Here is a 21,315-nt window from a genome sequence, read left to right as displayed (position 1 = left end):
CGAAATTGTCGATTGCAAACTAGAACATGTTGTTACTGTGCCTGAAAACGTGATCTCGGCAACTATGCCGACGAACGATTTCGGGACACCACGCAATGATGCATCGCCGCACCGCCGAACACGCTGTCCGTATTCTCGCCCGAATCGCCGGGCTGCTCAGCTGTCTTGTCTTCGGCCTCACCATGATTCCGGCCGCGCACGCGGCGTCCGCCTACCAGGCATATCTGGATCTACCCGCGGTCAATGGCGACGGCGCGGGCGGTGGTGGCCTGAATCCGGCACTGCCACTGGATGAGTCGACACTGCGCGACGCGCTCGACCAGGCCAGGGTCGACGGGGTGCCGCCGAGCCGCTACGGCACGCTGCTGCACCAGTATTGGCTGGTGGTCTCGACCCGCAATGCCGATATCGACCTCGCGGCCTGGGATCCGGCGCTCGGTGTGCGCGCCAACCAGCGCACCTTCAGCCAGGTCTACGTCAACTACTTCCGGCTGGCGAATCAGCATCAGGACTATTGGTGGGCGGGGCTGGCCGGGATCGCGGGCGGCTCCTTCGCCTCGGGCTTCTTCGACCTCCGCGATATCGGCGTGGTGCTCGATGTGCCGAGCATCCACCAACTCGGCGATGTGGTCGCCGATCTGTTGCGTGGCACCCCACCGGAATTGGTGGCCGAGGTGCCCGCCGATATCCGGCTGCTGGCCACCGAGGGTTCACGGCTGAGCGCCGACGACGTCACCTGGTACCAGACCCGGCTGATGATCATGCAGAAGCACATCTTTACCGACCTGGTCCCGATGCACGAGGCCTACGCGGCGCTGGGTATGGCCGGAATCGACGAAATGTATGCCGCAGGGGTGATCGATGCCGATATTCGCACGGCATGGCGGTCGATCGATTCCCACACGCAGAGCGGCAATATCGATGCGCTGATCCGCATGACCGATCGCGAGCAGAACCGCGTCATCGCCGACCAATGGGACCTGACCTCGGCGGGCCGCGGCACGATGGGCCGGGTGCTGACCTATGTGAGCACCGTGGCAGGTAAGCCCGCCGTTCCCGGTGTCCGCGCCCCCGGCGTCTTCGCGCCCACGACCGTCAGCGCAGATATCGCCGGTCGCACGGTATCGCTGCGCACCCCGCTGCCGGACTTCAACTGGGCCGACCGCGATACCCGCTGGACCTACATCATGGGCGACCTGGCGCCGCGCCATATCGATATGGAGAGCAACCGGCCCTTCGCCGAGGTCGTACTCGGTGAATCCTTCTGGAACAAGCTCGCGCACGGCCGGATGATCGCGCGCATCCCGGAACTGATCACCGATCTCACCACCCAGTGGCAGCTCGGATAACTGCCCGCGCGCGGGATAGGTGGGACGGGTGAGACGCCTGGTGACCCGTCCCGGGTATCCTGGAACCGATATGGACGTATAGGTCTAGACCCCTGTACACGTGCTCGCCGGATCGGAACGCCGAACCGGAGCCGATTCGGACGCGGGCGCGCGCATCGACGAAGGATCTCTCGGATGCATTGCCCCTACTGCCGACACCCCGACTCGCGGGTCGTCGACTCGCGTGAGGCCGAGGAAGGCGCGGCCATCCGCCGTCGGCGCTCCTGCCCGCAGTGTGGGAGACGATTCACCACGGTCGAGACCGCGATCCTATCGGTGGTCAAGCGCAGCGGTGTCACCGAACCGTTCAGCCGGGAAAAGGTCATCCGCGGTGTGCGCCGCGCCTGCCAGGGCCGCGAGGTCGCCGAGGACGCCCTGAACCTGCTGGCCCAGCAGGTGGAGGACGCGGTGCGCGCCAAGGGTTCCCCCGAGGTCCCCAGCCACGAGGTCGGCCTAGCCATCCTCGGCCCGCTGCGCGATCTGGACGAGGTGGCCTACCTGCGCTTCGCCTCGGTCTACCGCTCCTTCACCTCGGCCGACGACTTCGAACGCGAAATCGCCGACCTGCGCAAACATCGCGAGGAAGCCACCGTCGCGGCCAGCGCGGACTGACCACCCCGGTCATAGGCAGATGCCCGGCGGGCAGGAGCAGCCGAAGCTGCCCATCGCCTGCCCGGGGCAGATGGTGACCGATCCGGTGTCGAGCAGTCGGACCAGTTGTCGCAGCAGGTCGTTATCGGCGCGGACCGGCGCTGGCTGCGGTGTCACCGGCTCCGCCGGAGCGGCCACCACCGGGGCGAGCGCGACGGCACATACGGCGACGATCACTGCGAGGGATTTCCGCATAGCGAACTCTTCTTTCGAGAATTCGCGCCGGACTGCCGAGGCGGCTTCCGGCGCGCGGCGGATGTGGTCAGTGGCCGCAATGCTCCTGCACGCCACCATGTCCGGCGACAGTAGCCGCGTATCTGCACCTCGTCGCGCCCCCAGAACTACCGGGAGTCCCGGCGGGCGTCAGCGGCGGATGGCCGTGATCGCCCTTTCGATGCGCTTGGTGGAGACCGGGTAGGGTGTGCCCAATTTCTGGGCGAAGAGGCTCACCCGGAATTCCTCGATCATCCACCAGATCTCGGTGACGTCGGGGGCGTCTTTGCGAGTGTCGGGCAGGGCGTTGACGAGGCGGTCGTAGGCGGTGAGGGCGCGGTCGATCTCGACCATGCCCTGGCGGTCGCGGACGGCGGATCCGGGCAGTGATTCGAGGCGGATGCGCGCGGCCTGGAGGTAGCGGGGGAGTTCGCGCAGACGCGTGCCGCCCCATTCCGAAATGAATCCGGGGAAGACGAGGTCGTCGAGTTGGTGGCGGACATCGTCGGCGATATCGCGTTCGGAAGTTTCCGCGAGGATGGACGAAACCTGGTGTGCCCCGGCCAGAATCGGCACCACGAGGCGCACGGTGCGGGCAACGGCGGAGACGAATTCGGGGCGGATCCGCGCGACCAGGGCATCGAATTGGTCCGGACTGCGCACCGGGCCACCGGCGGCGGCGATCAGTTCGTCAGCGGCGGCGGCGCGGCAGTCCTCGATGAGTAGGTCGAGCGAACCGTACGGATTCTGGCTCAGCGCCAGCCGATCCTGCGGCCGCAGACTCGCGGTGACGGTACGGACCGAGGTCGGCATGGCGGCCAGCACCAGGGTGCGCGTGCCTGCTCGCATGGCGGCGGCCTGTTCGGCGGGCGAGCTGAGCACCCGGACCGCGACACCTTCGCCCTCGGGCACCAGTGCCGGATAACCGGTGACCGTCTGTCCGGCGACCTCGCTGCGCACCGTCGGTGCGACCGTCCCGAGCGATTCCGAGGTCCACACCGTGGCGGGGGCACGCTCGGCACCCGCGGTCGCGCGGGCGACCGAGGCGGAAACCTGTTCGGACAGTTGGGTTTTCAGCTGAGCCAGGTTCTTGCCTCGGGCGATTGTCGTGCCGGAGGCATCGATCGCGGCGAAGGTCATGCGCAGATGGTCGGGCAGCGCGGCGGGGTCGAGATCGCTCGCCGCGATGGTGACCGAACCGAGGCGCGACAGTTCCCGCGCCAGGCCGGTGCGCAGGGGTTCGGCGCGCGGGGTGAGTGCGGCGAGTGCGGCCGCGGCGAAGTCCGGTGCGGGAACGACGGTGCGGCGCAATGCCTTCGGCAGTGTCTTGATCAGTGTGGTGGCCAGCTCTTCGCGCATGCCCGGGACCAGCCAGTCGAAGCCGACGGCGCGCACATGCGCCAGCTGTTCGACCGGTATCCGCACCGTGACGCCGTCATCGTCGTTGCCGGGCTCGAATTGGTAGGTGAGCGGGAAGCTCAGCTCGCCCTGGCGCCAGGCATCCGGGAAATCGGTCGGATCCAGGACCGCGGCCGCCTCATTGACCACGGTCTCGGTCGAGAAGTCCAGCAGCGCAGGATCTTTGCGCTTGGCGTTGCGCCACCAGCTGTCGAAATGGCGCACCGAGACGATATCGGCGGGTAGGCGCTTGTCGTAGAACTCGAAGAGCACCTCGTCATCGACGAGAATGTCGCGGCGGCGGGCGCGGTGCTCCAGATCGGCAACGTCGTCGAGGAGTTCGCGATTGCGGTGGAAGAACTCGTGCCGGGTCTGCCATTCACCCTGTACCAGCGCATGCCGGATGAACAGTTCACGCGACAGCTCCGGATCGATACGGCCGTAATCGACGGCGCGGCTGACGACCAGCGGAACGCCGTACAGCGTGACCCGCTCATAAGCTCGCGCCGCACCGCGCTTGGACGACCAATGCGGTTCGGAGTAGGTGCGTTTCACCAGATCACCGGCGAGGCGCTCGGCCCATTCGGGTTCCACCCGCGCCGCCATCCGGCCCCAGAGCCGCGAGGTTTCGACGAGTTCGGCGGCCATCACCCAGCGGGGCGGCTTCTTCGCCAGGGAGGAGCCGGGGAAGATCATGAACTTGGCATTGCGCGCGCCGAGGAATTCGCGCGATTCGGCCTCGCGGACGCCGATATGGGAGAGCATGCCTGCCAGCAATGCCTGGTGGATTGCGGTCGAATCCCATGGGGTGCCATCGTTTTCGAGCGGCGCTGCCTGCGGTGCGGGCTCGGCGACACGTCCGCCTCGGGCCGCCTGCACTGCCGACGCCGCGCCAGCGCGTGCGCGACCGCGACGACGGTTCGCGCCAGTGCCGGATGAGTTCGCAGCAGACGAGTCGGTCCCGCCCCGTCCACCGCTGGAGTCTCCGCCGCTGGCCCGAGCTGGGGCGGAACTGTCCGACCCGCCGGATCGTCCACGGCGCGAACCGGTTTCGTCGCCATTCGAACCGTCGTGGGTCGACCACCCGAGCCCCCGCGTGATGGTCCGCAACTGCCCGTGCAGATCCTGCCACTCCCGGATTCGCAGGTAGTGCAGGAACTCCTCGCGGCACATGCGCCGGAACTGATTGGACGACAGCGACTTACGTTGCTCGTTCAGGTACTCCCACAACCGTAGGTAGGCCAGGAAATCCGAGCCCTCGACCACGAACCTCGCATGTTTGGTATCGGCGGCCTGCTGCTGGTCCGCGGGCCGCTCGCGCACATCCTGAATGGACAGCGCAGCCACAATGATCAGCACATCGGCCAGACAGCCATTGCGCTGCGCCTCGACGAGCATCCGTGCCATGCGGGGATCGACCGGCAGTTGCGCCATCTCGCGACCGGTGGGAGTGAGTGTCAGCGTCGCATCGGAGCGTGTGTCGGTGGATTCGTCAGCTCGGATCTGTTTGCCCGCAACGCTATCGGCGCCGCGCCGTTCCGGAGTGGTGCTGGTGTTCGTCTTCTCGATAACATCCGGTTCGGCGGCGCGCCGCGCGGGTGCTGCGGTGGCGCGTGGCGCGAGTGCGCCCAACTCCTCCAGCAGTGCGATACCGTCTCGGATCGCCCTGCGATCCGGCGCCTCCACGAACGGGAACTTCTCGATATCGCCGAGGCCGAGTGCGGTCATCTGCAGGATGACGGCGGCCAGATTGGTCCGCAGGATCTCCGGTTCGGTAAAGGCGGGCCGGGATTCGAAATCGTCCTCGGAGTACAGCCGGATGCAGATGCCGTCGGCGACCCGGCCGCAGCGTCCGGCGCGCTGGCGGGCCGAGGCCTGGGAAACCTCTTCGATGGGTAGGCGCTGCACCTTGGTGCGCATCGAGTAGCGGGAGATGCGCGCGGTACCCGGGTCGACGACGTACCGGATACCGGGGACGGTCAGCGAGGTCTCGGCGACGTTGGTGGCCAAGACGACTCGTCGACCGGTATGCGGGGCGAATACCCGATGCTGCTCGGCGGTCGACAGGCGCGCGTACAGCGGCAGGATCTCGGTGCGCGGAATCTTCAAGTCGCGCAACGCATCCGCGGTATCGCGGATCTCTCGTTCGCCGGATAGGAACACCAGCACATCGCCGTCGCCCGCGGCGAACAATTCGCGTACCGCGTCGCCGATGGCATCGACCGGGTCGCGATCCACGATCCGGGTGTCCTCGTCGTCTTCATCGGCGCTGCCGGGTAGTTCCAGCGCCAGCGGCCGGTAGCGGATCTGCACCGGATACGATCGGCCGGAAACCTCGACAATCGGTGCGGGAGCACTCGATTCGTCCGCGCTCGGGTTGTCTGTTTGCTTCGCGCTCGAGTCGTCTGTTTGCTTCGCGCTCGAGTCGTCTGTTTGCTTCGCGCTCGAGTCGTCTGTTTGCTTCGCAAAGTGCCGCGCGAACAACTCCGGATCGATGGTCGCCGAGGTGATGATCACCTTGAGATCCGGTCGGCGCGGCAGCAATTGCTTCAGATAGCCGAGCAGGAAGTCGATATTGAGGCTGCGCTCGTGTGCCTCATCGATAATGATCGTGTCGTAGCGGCGCAGCAGCCGGTCGCGCTGGATTTCGGCGAGCAGGATGCCGTCGGTCATCAGCTTGATGAGCGTGCGATCGGAGGCTTGATCGGTGAAGCGCACCGTATAGCCGACGACGTCGCCGAGTTCGGTGTCCAACTCCTCGGCGATGCGCTCGGCGACGGTGCGCGCGGCCAGCCGACGCGGCTGGGTATGTCCGATGGTGCCGCGAATGCCCCGGCCGAGTTCCAGGCAGATCTTCGGAATCTGAGTGGTCTTACCCGATCCGGTCTCGCCCGCCACGATCACGACCTGGTTCTCCATGATCGCCTTGGCGATATCTTCGCGGCGCGCGGAGACGGGTAGCTGCTCGGGATAGCGAATTTTGGGTACCGCGGCGCGGCGAGCCTCGACGCGCTGCTCGGCCGCCGCGATCTCGGCCGCGATACCGGTGAGATCGCCGCCGCGGGCCCGGTCCAGGCTTCGGCGCAACCGGTGTTCATCGCGGAGCGTTACGGCGGCCAGGCGGGTCCGGAGCTCGCGGAGATTCGCGTCGGTTGTCCTGGTCATTGCGTTCACCAGGGTAGCGAAACCGGCGAGTCGAATCCGAGGCGGGCGTGAGCATCCGGTGCGCACACCCGCGATCAGGGTGGTGACGACGTTTGTCGACCGGCTCGGCGCACCGATCGCAGCGGTTCTGATCTGGGAAGATCCGCCCGTTCATCGATCCTCGTCAGCAGGGCTGGTTCTCCCTCGTCATCGGCCCGGTCATCCGCACCGGCGTCTTCGCGCCGTCGCCGCGCTCGGTGCAGGTCGACCGCCGACGCGATCGTGATCAGCCCGGCAGGTCCGCTCCCGATCGGGCATGACGGAATTCCGATCCGGTGAACGCGATCGCCGAGATCAGCAGCCCGATCACCGCGACCCACAGTGTCCACCGAATGCCGAGCCACGCGGCCAGCACGCCACCTGTCGGTGCGCCGATCACGATCGCGGCCCGGTTCAATGAGCGCATGGTCGCATTCATCCGGCCGAGCAGACGGTCGGGTGTGACGGCTTGGCGGTAGCCCATTTCGAGCGGACTGTCGACGCCGATGGAGAGACCGAAGAGGAACTGGGCGGAGCACAGCAGCGTCAGACCCGCAGCTCCATTGTGCGCCAACGGGATCAGTGCATATCCCATGGGCGTCAGCCATCGGCAGCCGATGATCACCGGCCCCATACCGAATTGGCGACCGGCGCGGTCGGCGACCGATGACCCGGCCACAGCACCGACGCCGCCGAACGCAAAACTCAGTCCGAGGGCGGAAGCGTCGAAGCCGAGTTCGTCGATTACGAAGAGCACGTACACCGTTGACACCACCGCGCTGAAAAAGAACCAGCCGTGCGAAGCGATGGCGAGCGGGGCGAGCATCCGATGCCCGTACACCCATCTCAGCCCTTCGCGCAGTTCCTTGCGCAGATTCCGGTCCTGCGGCGGATCGGATCGCTCGGCCACGCGCAGCCGCGCCACGATCAGCCCGGAGAGCAGATACGACACCGCGTCCACCAGGATCGCCAGCGGTGCGCCGACGATCCGGACCAGCCAACCGCCGATGACCGGCCCGCAGGTCTGCGCCACCGCCGAGGACTGTTCCAGCCGGGCATTGGCGGGGGTGAGCAGTTCCGGTGGCACCAGAGTCGGCAGAAACGACTGATGTGCGGCGTCGTAGGCCAGGGATACCGTGCCGAACACCAGCACGACCGCGATCAAGACCGGCATGCTCAGCACGCCTGTCGCCGCCGTCAGCGGGATGAGCGCGAGCAAACCCGCCCGCACCAGATCGGCGGCCACCAGCACCGGCCGCCGCCGATACCGATCGACGAGCACTCCGGCGATCAAACCGAAGAGCAGATACGGCAGCCAGCGCGCGGCGCCCAGCACGCCGAGCTCGATGGGCGATGCCCGCAGCGTTTCGACCGCGAGCACCTGCAGCGCCAGCGCCGTGATGTAGGTACCGACCATCGATACGCTGTCGGCGGACCAGAACCACAGGAAGCCGGGGGATGAAAGGAGCGGATACCGGGCTCGAACAGGTTCGCTGATCGTCATATTCATCCTTCCGGCGGTCGGCCTGAGGCTACCTCGCGGTCGGCCAGATCCCTTGGAGGCGTGTGGCTTCCGCATCGGCCTGGGCGAATCCGGCTCGGAAGGAAGGTATCCAGTGTGCGTGGTCGTGCAGGTCGCCGCCGAAGGCATCGATCGATCGTTGGTCCGGGGTGATCACCAATGACTCTCCAGGCCGCGGGGATTGCAGTTCCGTGTGGAGGGCAGTGGTCGAAAACAGGTGTGCCAGTGGATGAAGGGTGACGAGAAGTTCGGCCCCGGCGGCCAGATCCGCATTTGTGGCGGAGTACATGCCACCGTCCATGAAGCGACGGTCGCCGATGGTCATGGGCGGGTAGACGCCGGGCATCGCGCGACTGGCCACCACAGCGTCCGGCAGTGCGGCCGCATCGCGTTGGTCGAAGACTCGGCGCTGGCCCGAACTGGCGTCGACGGCGACGACCAGCAATCGGTCCGGCCACTGTGCCGTGCCGATCAGGGTTCGCATGCGCTCGACATGGACGGCATCGTGTTCGGCGCTCATCTCGAGCGCAATCTCGCCGACCCGTCGCCGCCTCAGCTCCGGTGTCGTTTCGCTATCGCCGAGTACCGCGAACACACGGCCGAGCGCGCGCGGGTCGGGCGCAGGTAGTTGCGGATCGGACGGCGCAGGTTGCCGGGGTTCGGCGAGTTTGCCCGGATCTCGGCCGGAAGCGAGGACCGCGCCGACGATCGCGCCCGCGGAGGTGCCGACGATCAGGTCGGCGGCGGCGAGATCGATGCCGTGCTGACGCAATCCGGCGGCCAGACCGGCCATCCAGGCGGTTCCGACGACACCACCGGCGCCCAATACCAGCGCCCGACTCGGAAACTGTTCCACCGCACCGACATTACGGTCCGATCGAGTGGTGGCTGACATTGCGGCGGCTGCGCTTCGCGCTCGCGGGTGCTGCTCGCCCATATCGCCCGCTGGGACGAACAGAGGTGGGTGGATGAGGTGGCGCACCGGTTCATGCCTATCGTGATGGTCGTGGATCGGGTGCTGGCGCCGGTCGTGCTGGGCGTTTCCAGGCGGCGGATCGCTTGCTGGCCGGTCCGCCCGCTCGGCTGCGGTGCGTACACCCTGATCCGTGGGCCGATCGTCGACTGGTATCCGTACCCGTTCACGATCCGTGCCAACGGGGACAGGTGTCGACGGCGATCGGCCCGGTGGTCCCGGTCATCGGGTTCGCGCTGTTCGCACTCGCGGTAGTCGCGTTCGGCGCATCGGGCAGCGACCGGTGCAGTGCGGACGAAGTGATGTGGTCGTCGAGGTAGAGGTGGTTGATATGGGTGCGCTATGGCACGGGTTCGCCGATATGGGCGCCGTCGAACGCGACGGTGCGTTCGTCGTCGCGCGTGGTGCGGGTGCCTACGTCTACGACCAGGCAGGTACCAGGTATCTGGACGCGACGGCCGGGCTGTGGTTCACCAATGTCGGGCACGGTCGCGCGGAGATCGCCGACGCGGTCGCCGAGCAACTGCGCACGGTCGCGCACTACTCGAACTTCGGTGATATCACCGAACCCGCCACCCAGGAATTGGCGGAGAAGCTGGCGAGCATCGCACCGGTGCCCGGCAGCAAGATCTTCTTCACCTCCGGTGGTTCGGATTCGGTGGACACCGCCGCGAAACTCGCCCGCCGCTACTGGCACGAGCTCGGTCGCCCGGATAAGACGATTGTGGTCGGACGTCAGCGGGCCTATCACGGAATGCACGTCGCGGGAACGGCTTTGGCGGGTATCCCGGTCAACCGGGAGGGTTATGGCGAGTTGATGCCCGATGCCCGCACCGTTGCATGGGACGATGCGAAGGCGCTGCTCGCGCTCATCGAGGAGATCGGCGCAGAGCGTATCGCCGCCTTCTTCTGTGAACCCATTATCGGCGCGGGTGGGGTGTATCTGCCGCCGGAGGGCTACCTCGCCGAGGTCCGCCGCATCTGCCGCGACCACGACATCCTCTTCGTGATCGACGAGGTCGTCACCGGCTTCGGCCGCATCGGCGGATCCTGGTTCGCTGCATCCCGTTTCGATCTCGAACCCGACCTGATGACCACCGCAAAGGGCCTCACCTCCGGCTATGTCCCGATGGGCGCGGTCTTCATCGCCCCCCATATCGCCGCTCCCTTCTTCAGCGGCGGCGTCTGGTGGCGGCACGGCTATACCTACGGCGGCCACGCCGGAGCCGCCGCCGCGGCCCTGGCCAACCTGGCCATCGTCGAACGCGAGGGGCTGCTGGACGAGGCGAAGCGCCTGGAATCCACTCTGCACGAAAAGCTCGCCCCGCTCGCGGATCACCCGCGCGTCGCCGAGGTACGCAGCGGTCTCGGCGCGGTCGCCGCGATCCAGCTCGCCGATCCCTCCGAGGGGCTGCCGCTGGTGAAAACCCTCCGGGAACACGGCATCTCGGGACGTGCGGCCGGCCAGGGCGCCATGCAGATCTCGCCGTCGTTCGTGATGACCGACGACCAGGTCGACGAACTCGTCGAGGGATTCACCCGCGCTCTGGGCTAGCTGGCCGGGGTTCAGCCGCGGGCGAGGGCGCGGTCGGCCAGCGCGGCAGCGATCGGCGCGAGCGACTTGGCGTAGGCGACCGTCAGGTGATTGTCGTCCCGGTAGATCAGGTTGTTGCGGGTGATGAGCGGGCAGCGGTCGGTGGTGCAGAACAGCGCGGTGAGGTCGGCGTACTGCCCGTCGCCCGCCATCGTCGCGGCCCGTTCGGCTGCGATGCCCGCGTCGTTCACGGCGACCGGCCGTGGCGGGGAGCAGGCCAGCGCGTCGTCCAGATGGTCGGACAGGCAGGTCGGCACGGTGCTGTGCGGATCCGGAATCGGCCCGAGGACAAGGACATTCGCGCCGGTCGCGCGCAGCTGTGTGGTCAGGCCGGACAGGCTATCGATCCAGGCTTGGTCGTAGGTGGTGAATCCGAAGTCGCCGCCGTATCGCCGGGACATGCTCAGCACGATCAGCCGCGGATGCTCGGCCTGCAGTCGGGCCATGATCTGGTGGCGCCACTGCACACATTCGGTGTACTCCCGGCCCAGGTAGGGGCTGGTGATGGGCAGTTCCATCAGCGGGCAGGTGACCTTGCTCATCGTCTCCAGGCGCCAATGCCGCTGCTCGGCGATCTGCTCGAACGCCGGGCTCCACATCGCGGCGTGCGAATCGCCCACCAGTGCCACCGTGCTCGCCGATCCGAGATCGCCTGAAGCGCACTCGGGCTGTCCGACATCGAGCCAGGAACGCACGCAACCATTTCCGAACACCGCCGCCTTGTCGGCAGCGGCGTCGGCGAGCGCCGGGGAGAGATTCGACGGAATCGAATGCGATTCGGCCGATGCCGCAACGGCGGCCTGCACCTGCGCGGTCAGCTGTTGAACCGTCGCGTCCTGCGGATCGACGGCTTCCGACGGCGGCACGCCCGGCGCTGCCACAGTAAGGGCCTCGGCCGCCGCGCCACGGCCCACCGGGACGGGCACGAGCACCAGCAGCACCACCCCAACGATGACGGCGACCGCGGTGACGACACCGCCGCCCGCGAGGCTGAGCGTGGCCGAATGCCGCAGCGGCGCCGCAAAACGGGCGGGATCCTCGACGAACCACAGCGTGAGCATGGCGAGGCCACCGGCTGTCACGACCGCGCCCACCGAGCCGACCGCATCGAGTGGGTGACCGACCAGCCGTGGCGCGAGCAGCAGCACCGGCCAGTGCCAGAGATACCAGGAGTAGGAAAGACGACCGAGCGCCCGCAGCGGAGCCACCGACAGTGCGCGACCGACTCCGAGCCGGGGTGCGGCACAGCCCGCAGCGACGATCAGCGCGGCGCCCAGCACGGGCAGCAGCGCCGCGGTACCGGGATACGGTGTCCGCCCGTCCAAGTGGGTGCAACTCAGGACGATCAATGCCAGCCCCAGCCACCCGGCGACGGTGGCCAGCGGTGTCGGAAATCGGCGCCATACCGGGACCGAGAGCGCCACGATGCCGCCGAGAGCCAGCTCCCACCCCCGTGCGGGTAGCGCGAAGAACGCCCACGATGGCAGCGTGCTGGTCCAGGCCAGCGAAACCGCGAACGACACCGCGGCAACTACCGCGAGGACGAGCAGATACGGAACCGGCGAGGCGTGCGCCCCTGGCCTGCGGCGGCGCTGCACAAACCAGGCGATGCCGATGATCAGCGCAGGCCACAACAAATAGAACTGCTCCTCCACCCCGAGCGACCAGTAGTGCTGAAACGGCGAAGGCGGCGTATCCGCGGCGAGATAGTCGGTGCCGTGCAGGGCAAGCCGATAATTTCCCGCGTACAACGCACTGGCAATCCCGTCGCCGAGCACCTCGCGGACCTGCAACGGAGGCAACAGCATCGCCGCAGCGACCGCAGTCGCCACCAACACGATGCCCGCGGCAGGCAGCAACCTGCGCGCCCGAGCGCCATAGAACCGCGCAAGCCCGATCGTGCCGGTAACCGCCACTTCACGCCACAACACCCCGGTGATAAGAAACCCAGAGATGACGAAGAAAACGTCGACACCGACAAACCCGCCACTGACGTCAGGCGCACCCGCATGAAATACGACGACGGCCAGCACCGCGACCGCACGCAGCCCCTCGACATCAGCACGAAATTCCGCCCGCGCAGGCCGCCCGTCGTATGTCCGGTCGTTCGAGTCGGCCTGCCGAACTATCAATTCGCTGGAGGCAGTCCCTGTCATGGGACGCATTCTTACCAACTATTTTCGGCTATTGTCGCAACGACATTCGATATTTGTCGACAGCCTGTGCTGACTCCGCGTGAAATCTGAAAACCGACCCACTGGTCGGTATACCTTCTTCTATATGGCACGATCAGCACCATTGACGGCACAGGGATCTTCTACACTGAAGACCTGAAGATGATCACCGCGCTGGTGCTGGTGATGCACAGCGAGGACGATCGGATCGTTCCGTACCAGGCCTCCGCCATTGTCCACGCAGCTTCTCGAGAACCGCGCGCTGAAGACCTATGACGGCTTCCCGCACGGCATGCCAACCACCTGGGCGGCGATCGTCAACGCGGACCTGCTCGTTTCCTGAATGCCCGACACCGGGCCGACGCCCGCAGCGCCACGGCAAGGCAGCAGAATCCGCGCCGCGACCGGCACCGAAACCGACGGACGGACCAAGGAACTCTGATGGCCGAGACCACTCGCACAGAGATCGCGTCATCGCAACGCTGGCCGCGGCTGCGGGTCGAGGACTGGACCGCTACCCGCGATACGGTGCATATGTGGACCCAGATCATCGGCAAGATTCGACTCACTCATGCGCCGTTGATCAACCACTGGTGGCAGGTCACCCTCTACGTCAGCCCGCGGGGGTTGACCACCTCCGCGATGCCCTATGAGGCCGGTGTGTTCGACATCGAGTTCGACTTCACCGAGCATCGGTTGCACATAAGAACCAGTAATGGCCACGCCCGGCAGATCGCGCTCGAACCCAAGCCGGTTGCCGATTTCTATGCCGAAACGATGGGTGCGCTCGACGAGCTCGGCGTTGCGGTACAAATTCAGGCGAAGCCCAACGAGGTCGATCCCGCGATCCCGTTCGCCGATGACTACGAGCATGCTTCCTATGATCGCGACGCCGTGCAACTGTTCTGGCGTCAACTCATCGCGGCCCATCGAGTAATGAGCGAGTTTCGCTCATATTTCATCGGAAAGGTGAGCCCGGTGCACTTCTTCTGGGGCGCCATGGATCTGGCCTGCACCAGGTTCTCCGGCCGCACCGCGCCGAAGCATCCGGGCGGCGCACCCAACTGCGGTAATTGGGTGATGGTGGAGGGCTACTCCCACGAGTTGAGCAGCTGCGGCTTCTGGCCGGGTGGCGGCGAAGAAGGTGCCTTCTACGCCTACGCCTATCCCGAACCCGACGGCTTCGCCGACTATCCGGTCGGTCCTCGGCACGCCTTCTACAGCGCCGACAACGGCCAGTTTCTGCTGCCCTACGAGGCGGTGCGCACCGCTGCAGATCCGGAACGAAGCCTGATGGAATTCCTACAGACCACCTATCGAGCGGCCGCCGAACGCGGCAAATGGGACCGAGCGGCACTCGAATGCGATCCGCACCGGTGGGACCAGAAGGACAGAACACTGGACGAACGGAGGGAACCGTGACCAATCGGAACGACCTGCCTGCTCCCGAACAGGGATTGCTCCTGACGCATTTCCTGACCGTGCGCGACGTGGCTCGGTCTCGAGATTTCTACGCCGAAATTTTCGGCGGCCGGGTCGTGCTGGAGGAGAACCCGGCCATCGTCAAGGTCGCCAACAGCTGGATCATCATGAACCCGGGCGGCGGACCGACCCCGGATAAGCCCGAGACCATTCTGACTGCCCATGAATCAGGTGATCCGGTCTCGTCATTCTTGAATGTGCGGGTCGCCGATATCGCCGCGTTCTACTCCGATGCCAAATCCAAAGGGGCACAATTCCTCACCGAACCACTCGACCGCAAAGCCGAGATCCGGTGCTATCTCCGCGACCCGGACGGCTACCTCATCGAGATCGGCCAGGCCACCGGCATGCTCCACGGCGAATACGCCGACCGGTAGGCGGGGAGCGCTGAAGACGGAAGAGCTAGCGGCTCCGGCATTTGGACCTCCCGAGACCCTAGGCGACGCGCACGCCGCCGAGTGTCGACCGGGCCCGCAAACTGACCGCCCTTCGTAGCCAACGTAAGTCGGCGGCAACGTCCAAGGACATCGGCGACCGGTGCGTTCGCATGCCCCGAGATCAATGGGAGCGCCCCTGGGCGGGGGTGTCCGGTGGAGCCGGGCGAGCGTGGACGGGATGATGGCATAGCGGTCCGGGCAAACCGCCACAGTGGAAGTCGACACGCGCCCGGCGGTGAGGAGCAATGCCACATGATCAGGGTGCTGGTCGCCGAGGATATGCGGCTGCTGCGGGAAACCGTCGTCGCGGCGCTGGAATTCGAGGACGACATCAGCGTGGTGGCTGTGCTCGAAAGTGGCGAGTCCATTGTTTCGGCTGCCGTGGATGCGCAGGCGGAGGTGGCTGTTCTCGATATCGACCTGCCCGGCCGGACCGGGCTGGAGGCCGCCGCGGAGATGTGCACTCGGTATCCGCAGTGCCGGGTCCTCATCCTCACCGGGCTGGCCACTCCCGGACATCTCGAGCGCGCCATGGAGATCGGCGCGTGCGGGTTCATCCTCAAGGATGGTTCCCGGCAGGATCTGCTGCATGCGGTCCGCACCATTGCGGCCGGTGGCAGCGTGCTCGATCCGGGGCTGGCGTACACCGCGTTGCGCAGTCCGGGCAATCCGCTCACCGACCGCGAGGTGGAGGTGCTGCGCTGTTTTGCCGAGGGCGCGGCGCCGAAGCAGATCGCGGCGCGGCTGCACCTGTCCTATGGCACGGTGCGCAACTATCTGGCCTCGGCGGTGACCAAGCTGCAGGCGCGCACCCGGGTGGATGCGGTGCGTCTGGCCACCGACGCCGGATGGTTGTGAGTATTTGACCTAACCATCCGGCCGGTATGAAATGACCGGGTGCTGCCAGCGCTACCGAGATCGACCGGATATCTTCTCCTCGCTGTACTGCTGCTTTCGGTGCTGGCTGAAGGTGGTGCGGTGGCTGCGGTCGGCTGCGGTGTGGTGCAGGCCGGATTGCTCGTCATCGCGCAGTGTCGGCCAGCGGCACGCGGCCGGGTGCTCGCGGCGCAGGTTGTGGCGACCTATCTGCCGATCCTCGTTTTCGGCGGTGCCGTCAACACGGATTGTCTACTCGCCGCAACCGTACTGTTCGCGACGGTAACGCGCTGGCGCTGGGCGGCTTTCGGGCTGGTCGCGGTGGGTTCCGGTGTGGTGCACGGCGAATGGCAGCAGGTATGGCCGGGATCGCTGTACGCCGCGCTGGGCACGGCCGCGATCGGTCTGGTGCTGTACAGCCTGCTGCGGTTGCCCGAACTTCTCGATCGCCTGTCCGCCACCCACTCGGAACTGGCCCAGGTGACCCTGGCCCAGGAGCGCCTACAGGTCACCGACCAGTTGCGCGCTGCACTGGGCGAGGAGGTGGGCACGGTAAGGGAACTGTTGGCCGACGCCCGCCGAGATCTGACCGCGCGCCCCGAACGGGCACGGGACGCGGTCGATCGCGCGGCGTCCGCCACCCGACGGATCATTCGGGCGGTACGCGAAATCGCCTTCACCCAGCGCGATCTCGAAGTGCAGCCGGTGGATGGCGAACCGATCGCGCGATTGGTCCCGCGGCTGACGTTCCTCGCGATCGCGGTCGGCTTGTTCGCCTGGACAGCAAACCAGACCATGGAGCTGAGTGGACACCGCCTGTCCACAGCCATCGGCGGCACACTGATGTCCTGTCTGTTCCTGGCCCAGCTGTACTCGGCCCGTTTCGCCGTACCGATGCTGGCCGCGCAGGCCGCGATCACACTGATTCCCTTGCCGTGGTTCGGCGCGTACTGGTCCGCGTGGCTGATCCTGTTGGCGGCGGCGGTGCTGCTTACTCTGCGCGGGCCGTGGGCGGTGGTGGCGGTGATCGCTCTGTTCGCACTGCGGGGCCGCTACACCGAACCGGGAACCGCACCCATCGATCCCGGGCTCTGGCTGCTGCTGGCTCTGCAGGCGACCCTGACGTTGTTCGGATTGGCCCGGTTCTGGCAGCTTTCGGAACAGCTGAACCGCTCGCGCGCCGAACTGGTCCGCACCACACTGCATGTCGAGCGACTGCGACTGGCCCGCGATATTCACGATCTGCTCGGCCTGGCACTGTCGGTGCTGGCGCTCAAGGCAGATCTGGTCACCGATCTGATCACCCGCGACCCGGTGCGGGCCGAGCGGGAGATCGAGGAGGCACTGCGAATCGCGGCCGACGCCCAGTCGGAGGCATATGCGCTGGTGGACCACGAGGCCGCGAGATCACTGGGTCGCGAACTGGATTCGGCCGGAAAGGCGCTCAACGACGCCGTCGCGACTGTTGAGCTCGGCTACGACGACGAACTCCCGGATGAGGCGGGGGCGGTGCTGGCCCCGGTGGTGCGCGAGGCGGTCACCAATGTGCTGCGCCACAGTGCGGCCACCCGGGTCCGCATCGAATGTCGACGCCGCAAGGACCACCTGCACCTCGATATTCGCAATGACGGCGCGCAGCGTGCGAGCAGAACCGGCGGACAGGGGCTCGACAATATGCGAGCCCGGGTACTCGGCGCGGGCGGCTCTTTCACCACCGCGGTATCCGGAGGCGAATTCCTACTGTCGGCCCGCGTTCCCTGCTGACGGATATGCATTGCGCATATGTGGGCTGCCCACATCTGCACATGCGATGTGTGCTGCACGCACTACCTGCGAATACCGCTGCCTGACAGGCTCTTTCCGGCCAGCACGAACACCGCGGGGCCCACGCCACCGAGCACCCGCGCCGCATCCCGAGGACATCAACCATGCCTGTGGTCAGGATGTACCACTACCGCGTCACCGACGATAAGCTCGAGATCCTGCTCGCTCTGCGGGCCGCGCTGATCGACGGAATCCGTAGGGCCGATCGGGGGTTGACCGAAACCCGGCTCACCCGGCTGGAGGACGGCAGCTACTCCGACACCTGGCGCTGGGACTCGGCCGAGCAGATCCTGGCCGCTATCGCCGTATCGCAGGGCTTCCCGCTGGTGGCCGCCCTCATGGCGCTGACCGTCGATGCGACGGCCGAGACCGGCGAAATCGTCGACGAGCGATAGCACCTCGCAGGATCAGCCTTCGCCAAACGGCTGGACGATGCCACCGACACCGAGGTCGCCACCATGCTCGCATCCCTGCCCGAGCCTGCCCGGCAGGCCTACCAGATCATCTGGCGGCCCGCCTTCCTGGAACTCGATCGTTGGGGTGATCGAGACGTCAGGCCCCCTCCCGCCGCATCGTCGACCCGCTGCGGATCCGCGCTCACCAGGTCAACGGCTGCAGCATGCGCCCGGAAGAAATTTGCCCTTTTGGGCACTACCTGCCCCGGAGGTCGCCCCGACAGGAAATAAAGAGTAGTCGCATACCCGTGTCCGCGACTATGCGCCGTCCGAGAATGAATGCGCAGGTAGACGCTGGTCTGGGGGTAAGGCGCAAATCACTCATCTGTTCCGCTCAACCGCTGCGGCAAGAAACAGCAAATCGTTAGCACCACAAGTGTTTTCGACGGCCATAGACGCCCGGATAACGTCGAGCGGCCAAAACGGTCCTCGCAAACCTCGACTCCGCGCGAGCCATTGCCGCGCCCCAACCGGCCGCCCGCATCCAGAATCAGCCGCCGCACAGCATCCGAAACGGAGCAGAAAATGCGATACCCAAGAGCATGCATCCTCCCACCCGACCTACTGCAGTCGGTCGCCCGTGAACTCCCGCCGGAACAGCGAGCAGCACTGCTCGCAACCATGGATCTCGACAACAGCATCCGAATGCTGCGCGCCGAGGCCGCCGGACGACAGGGACCACAACCGCAACAGGCCGTCGGCGCGGTATCCAACGGTGTACCGCAGCGATCGATCTTCGACCAGCAGCATTCCACTGCAACGGTGCCGGGCACGCTTGCCCGAGCCGAAGGTCAGCCGCCGGTTGCCGACCCGTCGGTCAACTCCGCCTATGACAATTTCGGCGCCACGTATGACTTCTACTGGAACGTCTTCCAACGCGACTCCATCGACGATCAGGGCATGCCGATCGCCGCGATGGTCCATTTCGGCACCAAATACGACAACGCGTTCTGGGACGGACAGGGACATATGTTCTTCGGTGACGGAAGCGGCCCGCTGTTCACCGACACCACCCGCAGCCTCGACGTGATCGCACACGAGTTGACCCATGGGGTCACCCAGTTCGAGGCGAATCTCACCTATTCCAACCAGTCCGGCGCACTCAACGAATCCCTATCCGACGTGTTCGGATCGTTGGTGAAGCAGTACCACCTGAGCCAGACCGCCGATCAAGCCGACTGGTTGATCGGTGCGGATATCGTGGGACCGCTGTTGTCACCTGCGCTGCGATCGTTGAAGGCCCCCGGCACCGCCAACGCCCACGACAACCAACCCGCCGATATGTCCAAATATGTGCAGACCACCAGGGACAACGGTGGCGTCCACATCAACTCCGGCATCCCGAACCACGCGTTCTATGTACTCGCCACCACATTGGGCGGAGAAGCGTGGAAGACGCCGGGAACAGTCTGGTACGACGCGCTCATCGACCCGGGGCTCAAACCCAACGCAACCTTCAGCAACTTCGCCGCATTGACCCTGAAACAGGCCCGCTACCGTTTCGGAAGGGCCAGCAATGAAGCGCATGCGGTGCAATCCGCATGGGATGCCGTGAAGGTTACGTTGCGCTGAACCGGCCGCGAATACCATCGTGTCCATGGCCACACCGAATGTACATCTCGAATTCCGGCGAAGCGGCGGCCTCGCCGGAATAGAGATGACAACCTCGCTCGACGCGCGCGACCTGCCCGCCGAGCAGTCGCCGGTCATCACCGACCTGCTCAACGACACACCGCTCGAGCAGGACACGCCAAGGCGCGGTCCGGCGATGCCGGATCAGTTCGAGTACGAACTCACCGTCACCGACGGCCAGCAGACCAGCACCTATCACTGGACCGACACGCAGATCCCCGACGCGGCACAACCGCTGATCGCCGAACTCGCCGAACGCTCCCAACCGGATCCGACCGCCTGAAACAGGTTCCCGACAATCAGAAGGCAGACACCGTAGTCGCCCCGATGGCTGCGGTTGAATGGGCATTGCAGCTATGCCGTGGTGATGACCTCGTCGTAGCTCAGGCGGGGAGAGCGGGGGAACCAGGCGTCCACGCCGGGGATGCCGATATTGACCACGACCAGGGAGTTGTGCGTGCCGTCGGGGAAGAATTCCTGGTCCAGGGCGGCGGCGTCGAAACCGTTCATCGGGCCCGCGGCCAGGCCCGCGGCCCGGATGCCGAGGATGAAGTAGCCGATCTGGATCAGGGCGTTGAAGCGGGCCGATTCGGCGCGGTAGCCGGGCTCGGCGAAGTAGTCCTTCGCCTCGGGGGCGTGTGGGAAGACCTTCGGCAGATTTTCGTGGAAGTTCAAGTCGGCGGCCAGGATTGCGGTGAGGGGTGCGGCGGCGGTCTTCGGCCGATTGCCCTCGATCATGTGGGTGACCAGGCGGGCCCGCGCCTCGGGGCTGCGGACCAGAACGATGCGCAGCGGCTGCTGATTCATCGATGTCGGGCCGTATTTGACCAGTTCGTAGATATCGCGGATCTGGTCGTCGGTGACCGGTGCGTCGGTGAAGGTATTCGCGGTGCGCGCCTCCCGGAACAACAGGTCCTGGGCTTCGGCGGCAAGGGTGAGCAGAGTCTGCGGCTGCACGGTGTTCACGTGGTTCTCCTCGAAAGGTAGTCGGGGACAGCGGATTCAGTCGTGGGCGACGCGCCGGGACAGGGTCAGCAGATTGCCGTCCACGCGGACGAGCACGTCGTGCACGACACAGCTCGGCGCGATTTCGGGCTTGCTGTTCGGCCGAATCTTGACCACTAGGCAGTAGGCGGTGGAGACAATGGTTCCGTCGTCCTGTGGCTGCAGGTTGATCATGTTGAACCAGTGCCTGCGCTGCATCGGATCGGCCTCGAAACGCTGGTGGAATTCGACCAGGTCCGAGATGATGCCCGCCCTGGTCCGAGCCGGTGGCCGACCGGGCGTGTGCTCGAATTCCGCATTCTCGGTGAAGGTTTCGGCGTAGCCGGGGATATCGCGGTTGTCCAGCCGCTGCATCTGATCGGCATAGAACTGCTGGACCTCGGCGTACAACTCGGTGCGGCTGGCGACGGTGGGCATGGTGGCTCCTTGGTTGCGGCGGGGCGCGGCTGCACGCAACGGTCGCCGATGCCGCTAGAGGCTGGCTCGAGCCGCGCGCGGGTTGACCCGG

Annotated in this window: 18 protein-coding genes and 1 pseudogene; 12 read left to right on the top strand and 7 right to left on the bottom strand. The window is 66.2% G+C overall.

The genetic code is table 11. The features are described from left to right. The first annotated feature begins 98 nt into the window (after positions 1-98). Both ABZ293_RS32505 and nrdR read left to right on the top strand, forming a co-directional pair. Positions 99-1,349, top strand: coding sequence for a hypothetical protein (locus tag ABZ293_RS32505; protein WP_355186938.1), 1,251 nt, complete (start codon positions 99-101; stop codon positions 1,347-1,349). Between the two features lie 174 nt (positions 1,350-1,523). After that, positions 1,524-2,000 (top strand): transcriptional regulator NrdR, encoded by a 477-nt coding sequence (gene nrdR, locus ABZ293_RS32500; RefSeq protein ID WP_063038396.1) that lies wholly within the window; start codon positions 1,524-1,526, stop codon positions 1,998-2,000. A gap of 9 nt (positions 2,001-2,009) precedes the next feature. On the opposite strand, the gene ABZ293_RS32495 is transcribed toward nrdR, so the two are convergent. The 4 genes from ABZ293_RS32495 to ABZ293_RS32480 form a co-directional block, all read right to left on the bottom strand. Further along, complete coding sequence (locus ABZ293_RS32495) at positions 2,010-2,234, bottom strand: hypothetical protein (RefSeq protein ID WP_355186936.1); 225 nt, start codon at positions 2,232-2,234, stop codon at positions 2,010-2,012. Positions 2,235-2,402: 168 nt separating this feature from the next. Beyond that, positions 2,403-6,815, bottom strand: coding sequence for an ATP-dependent RNA helicase HrpA (gene hrpA, locus ABZ293_RS32490; protein WP_355186934.1), 4,413 nt, complete (start codon positions 6,813-6,815; stop codon positions 2,403-2,405). 265 nt (positions 6,816-7,080) lie between these two features. Further along, on the bottom strand, positions 7,081-8,337 hold the full coding sequence (locus tag ABZ293_RS32485; protein WP_355186932.1) for an MFS transporter: 1,257 nt from the start codon (positions 8,335-8,337) through the stop codon (positions 7,081-7,083). 28 nt (positions 8,338-8,365) lie between these two features. Continuing rightward, positions 8,366-9,211 (bottom strand): patatin-like phospholipase family protein, encoded by an 846-nt coding sequence (locus ABZ293_RS32480; protein WP_355186930.1) that lies wholly within the window; start codon positions 9,209-9,211, stop codon positions 8,366-8,368. A gap of 66 nt (positions 9,212-9,277) precedes the next feature. On the opposite strand from ABZ293_RS32480, the gene ABZ293_RS32475 reads away from it, so the two are divergent. Beyond that, positions 9,278-9,583, top strand: a complete 306-nt coding sequence (locus tag ABZ293_RS32475) for a Pr6Pr family membrane protein (RefSeq protein WP_355186928.1) — start codon at positions 9,278-9,280, stop codon at positions 9,581-9,583. 76 nt (positions 9,584-9,659) lie between these two features. Next, positions 9,660-10,883 (top strand): aminotransferase class III-fold pyridoxal phosphate-dependent enzyme, encoded by a 1,224-nt coding sequence (locus tag ABZ293_RS32470; protein ID WP_355186926.1) that lies wholly within the window; start codon positions 9,660-9,662, stop codon positions 10,881-10,883. Between the two features lie 11 nt (positions 10,884-10,894). On the opposite strand, the gene ABZ293_RS32465 is transcribed toward ABZ293_RS32470, so the two are convergent. Further along, complete coding sequence (locus tag ABZ293_RS32465; RefSeq protein ID WP_355186924.1) at positions 10,895-13,078, bottom strand: acyltransferase family protein; 2,184 nt, start codon at positions 13,076-13,078, stop codon at positions 10,895-10,897. A 162-nt stretch (positions 13,079-13,240) separates the two neighbouring features. On the opposite strand from ABZ293_RS32465, the pseudogene ABZ293_RS32460 reads away from it, so the two are divergent. The 8 genes and pseudogenes from ABZ293_RS32460 to ABZ293_RS32425 form a co-directional block, all read left to right on the top strand. Continuing rightward, positions 13,241-13,439: pseudogene (locus tag ABZ293_RS32460) on the top strand (alpha/beta hydrolase); the annotation flags it as partial. A gap of 98 nt (positions 13,440-13,537) precedes the next feature. Further along, positions 13,538-14,518, top strand: a complete 981-nt coding sequence (locus ABZ293_RS32455) for a DUF5996 family protein (protein ID WP_355186922.1) — start codon at positions 13,538-13,540, stop codon at positions 14,516-14,518. Further along, positions 14,515-14,955, top strand: a complete 441-nt coding sequence (locus tag ABZ293_RS32450) for a VOC family protein (RefSeq protein ID WP_355186920.1) — start codon at positions 14,515-14,517, stop codon at positions 14,953-14,955. The genes ABZ293_RS32455 and ABZ293_RS32450 overlap by 4 nt, the downstream gene beginning before the upstream one ends. 312 nt (positions 14,956-15,267) lie before the next feature. After that, on the top strand, positions 15,268-15,873 hold the full coding sequence (locus ABZ293_RS32445; protein WP_355186918.1) for a response regulator transcription factor: 606 nt from the start codon (positions 15,268-15,270) through the stop codon (positions 15,871-15,873). Positions 15,874-15,993: 120 nt separating this feature from the next. Next, positions 15,994-17,655 carry a histidine kinase gene (locus ABZ293_RS32440; RefSeq protein WP_355186916.1) on the top strand — a complete coding sequence of 554 codons (1,662 nt, stop codon included), beginning with the start codon at positions 15,994-15,996 and terminating at the stop codon, positions 17,653-17,655. A gap of 164 nt (positions 17,656-17,819) precedes the next feature. Then, on the top strand, positions 17,820-18,110 hold the full coding sequence (locus ABZ293_RS32435) for a hypothetical protein (RefSeq protein WP_355186914.1): 291 nt from the start codon (positions 17,820-17,822) through the stop codon (positions 18,108-18,110). 585 nt (positions 18,111-18,695) lie between these two features. Further along, on the top strand, positions 18,696-19,742 hold the full coding sequence (locus ABZ293_RS32430) for a M4 family metallopeptidase (RefSeq protein WP_355186912.1): 1,047 nt from the start codon (positions 18,696-18,698) through the stop codon (positions 19,740-19,742). Between the two features lie 25 nt (positions 19,743-19,767). Continuing rightward, entirely contained in the window at positions 19,768-20,085 is a 318-nt protein-coding gene (locus ABZ293_RS32425; RefSeq protein WP_355186910.1) for a protealysin inhibitor emfourin, read from the top strand. A 71-nt stretch (positions 20,086-20,156) separates the two neighbouring features. Here ABZ293_RS32425 and ABZ293_RS32420 read toward each other — a convergent pair whose 3' ends face one another. Together ABZ293_RS32420 and ABZ293_RS32415 are read right to left on the bottom strand one after the other, a co-directional pair. Then, positions 20,157-20,768: a malonic semialdehyde reductase gene (locus ABZ293_RS32420; RefSeq protein ID WP_355186908.1), complete on the bottom strand. Its 612-nt coding sequence runs from the start codon at positions 20,766-20,768 to the stop codon at positions 20,157-20,159. A gap of 36 nt (positions 20,769-20,804) precedes the next feature. Beyond that, positions 20,805-21,224, bottom strand: a complete 420-nt coding sequence (locus tag ABZ293_RS32415; protein WP_355186906.1) for a nuclear transport factor 2 family protein — start codon at positions 21,222-21,224, stop codon at positions 20,805-20,807. Between the last annotated feature and the right edge of the window lie 91 nt (positions 21,225-21,315).

The organism is Nocardia sp. NPDC005998, from assembly GCF_040614395.1.
GTDB lineage: Bacteria > Actinomycetota > Actinomycetes > Mycobacteriales > Mycobacteriaceae > Nocardia.
Note: the sequence above shows the minus strand (reverse complement) of the source record. Positions and strands in the feature narration are given on the sequence as shown.

Bases quoted from the DNA above. Each gene is read 5' to 3' on its own strand.
- nrdR (WP_063038396.1), top strand. From the start codon at position 1,524: ATGCATTGCCCCTACTGCCGACACCCCGACTCGCGGGTCGTCGACTCG.
- ABZ293_RS32455 (WP_355186922.1), top strand. From the start codon at position 13,538: ATGGCCGAGACCACTCGCACAGAGATCGCGTCATCGCAACGCTGGCCG.
- hrpA (WP_355186934.1), bottom strand. From the start codon at position 6,815: ATGACCAGGACAACCGACGCGAATCTCCGCGAGCTCCGGACCCGCCTG.
- ABZ293_RS32435 (WP_355186914.1), top strand. From the start codon at position 17,820: ATGCCTGTGGTCAGGATGTACCACTACCGCGTCACCGACGATAAGCTC.
- ABZ293_RS32495 (WP_355186936.1), bottom strand. From the start codon at position 2,234: ATGCGGAAATCCCTCGCAGTGATCGTCGCCGTATGTGCCGTCGCGCTC.
- ABZ293_RS32425 (WP_355186910.1), top strand. From the start codon at position 19,768: ATGGCCACACCGAATGTACATCTCGAATTCCGGCGAAGCGGCGGCCTC.
- ABZ293_RS32415 (WP_355186906.1), bottom strand. From the start codon at position 21,224: ATGCCCACCGTCGCCAGCCGCACCGAGTTGTACGCCGAGGTCCAGCAG.
- ABZ293_RS32485 (WP_355186932.1), bottom strand. From the start codon at position 8,337: ATGACGATCAGCGAACCTGTTCGAGCCCGGTATCCGCTCCTTTCATCC.
- ABZ293_RS32445 (WP_355186918.1), top strand. From the start codon at position 15,268: ATGATCAGGGTGCTGGTCGCCGAGGATATGCGGCTGCTGCGGGAAACC.
- ABZ293_RS32430 (WP_355186912.1), top strand. From the start codon at position 18,696: ATGCGATACCCAAGAGCATGCATCCTCCCACCCGACCTACTGCAGTCG.
- ABZ293_RS32465 (WP_355186924.1), bottom strand. From the start codon at position 13,078: ATGACAGGGACTGCCTCCAGCGAATTGATAGTTCGGCAGGCCGACTCG.
- ABZ293_RS32470 (WP_355186926.1), top strand. From the start codon at position 9,660: ATGGGTGCGCTATGGCACGGGTTCGCCGATATGGGCGCCGTCGAACGC.
- ABZ293_RS32505 (WP_355186938.1), top strand. From the start codon at position 99: ATGCATCGCCGCACCGCCGAACACGCTGTCCGTATTCTCGCCCGAATC.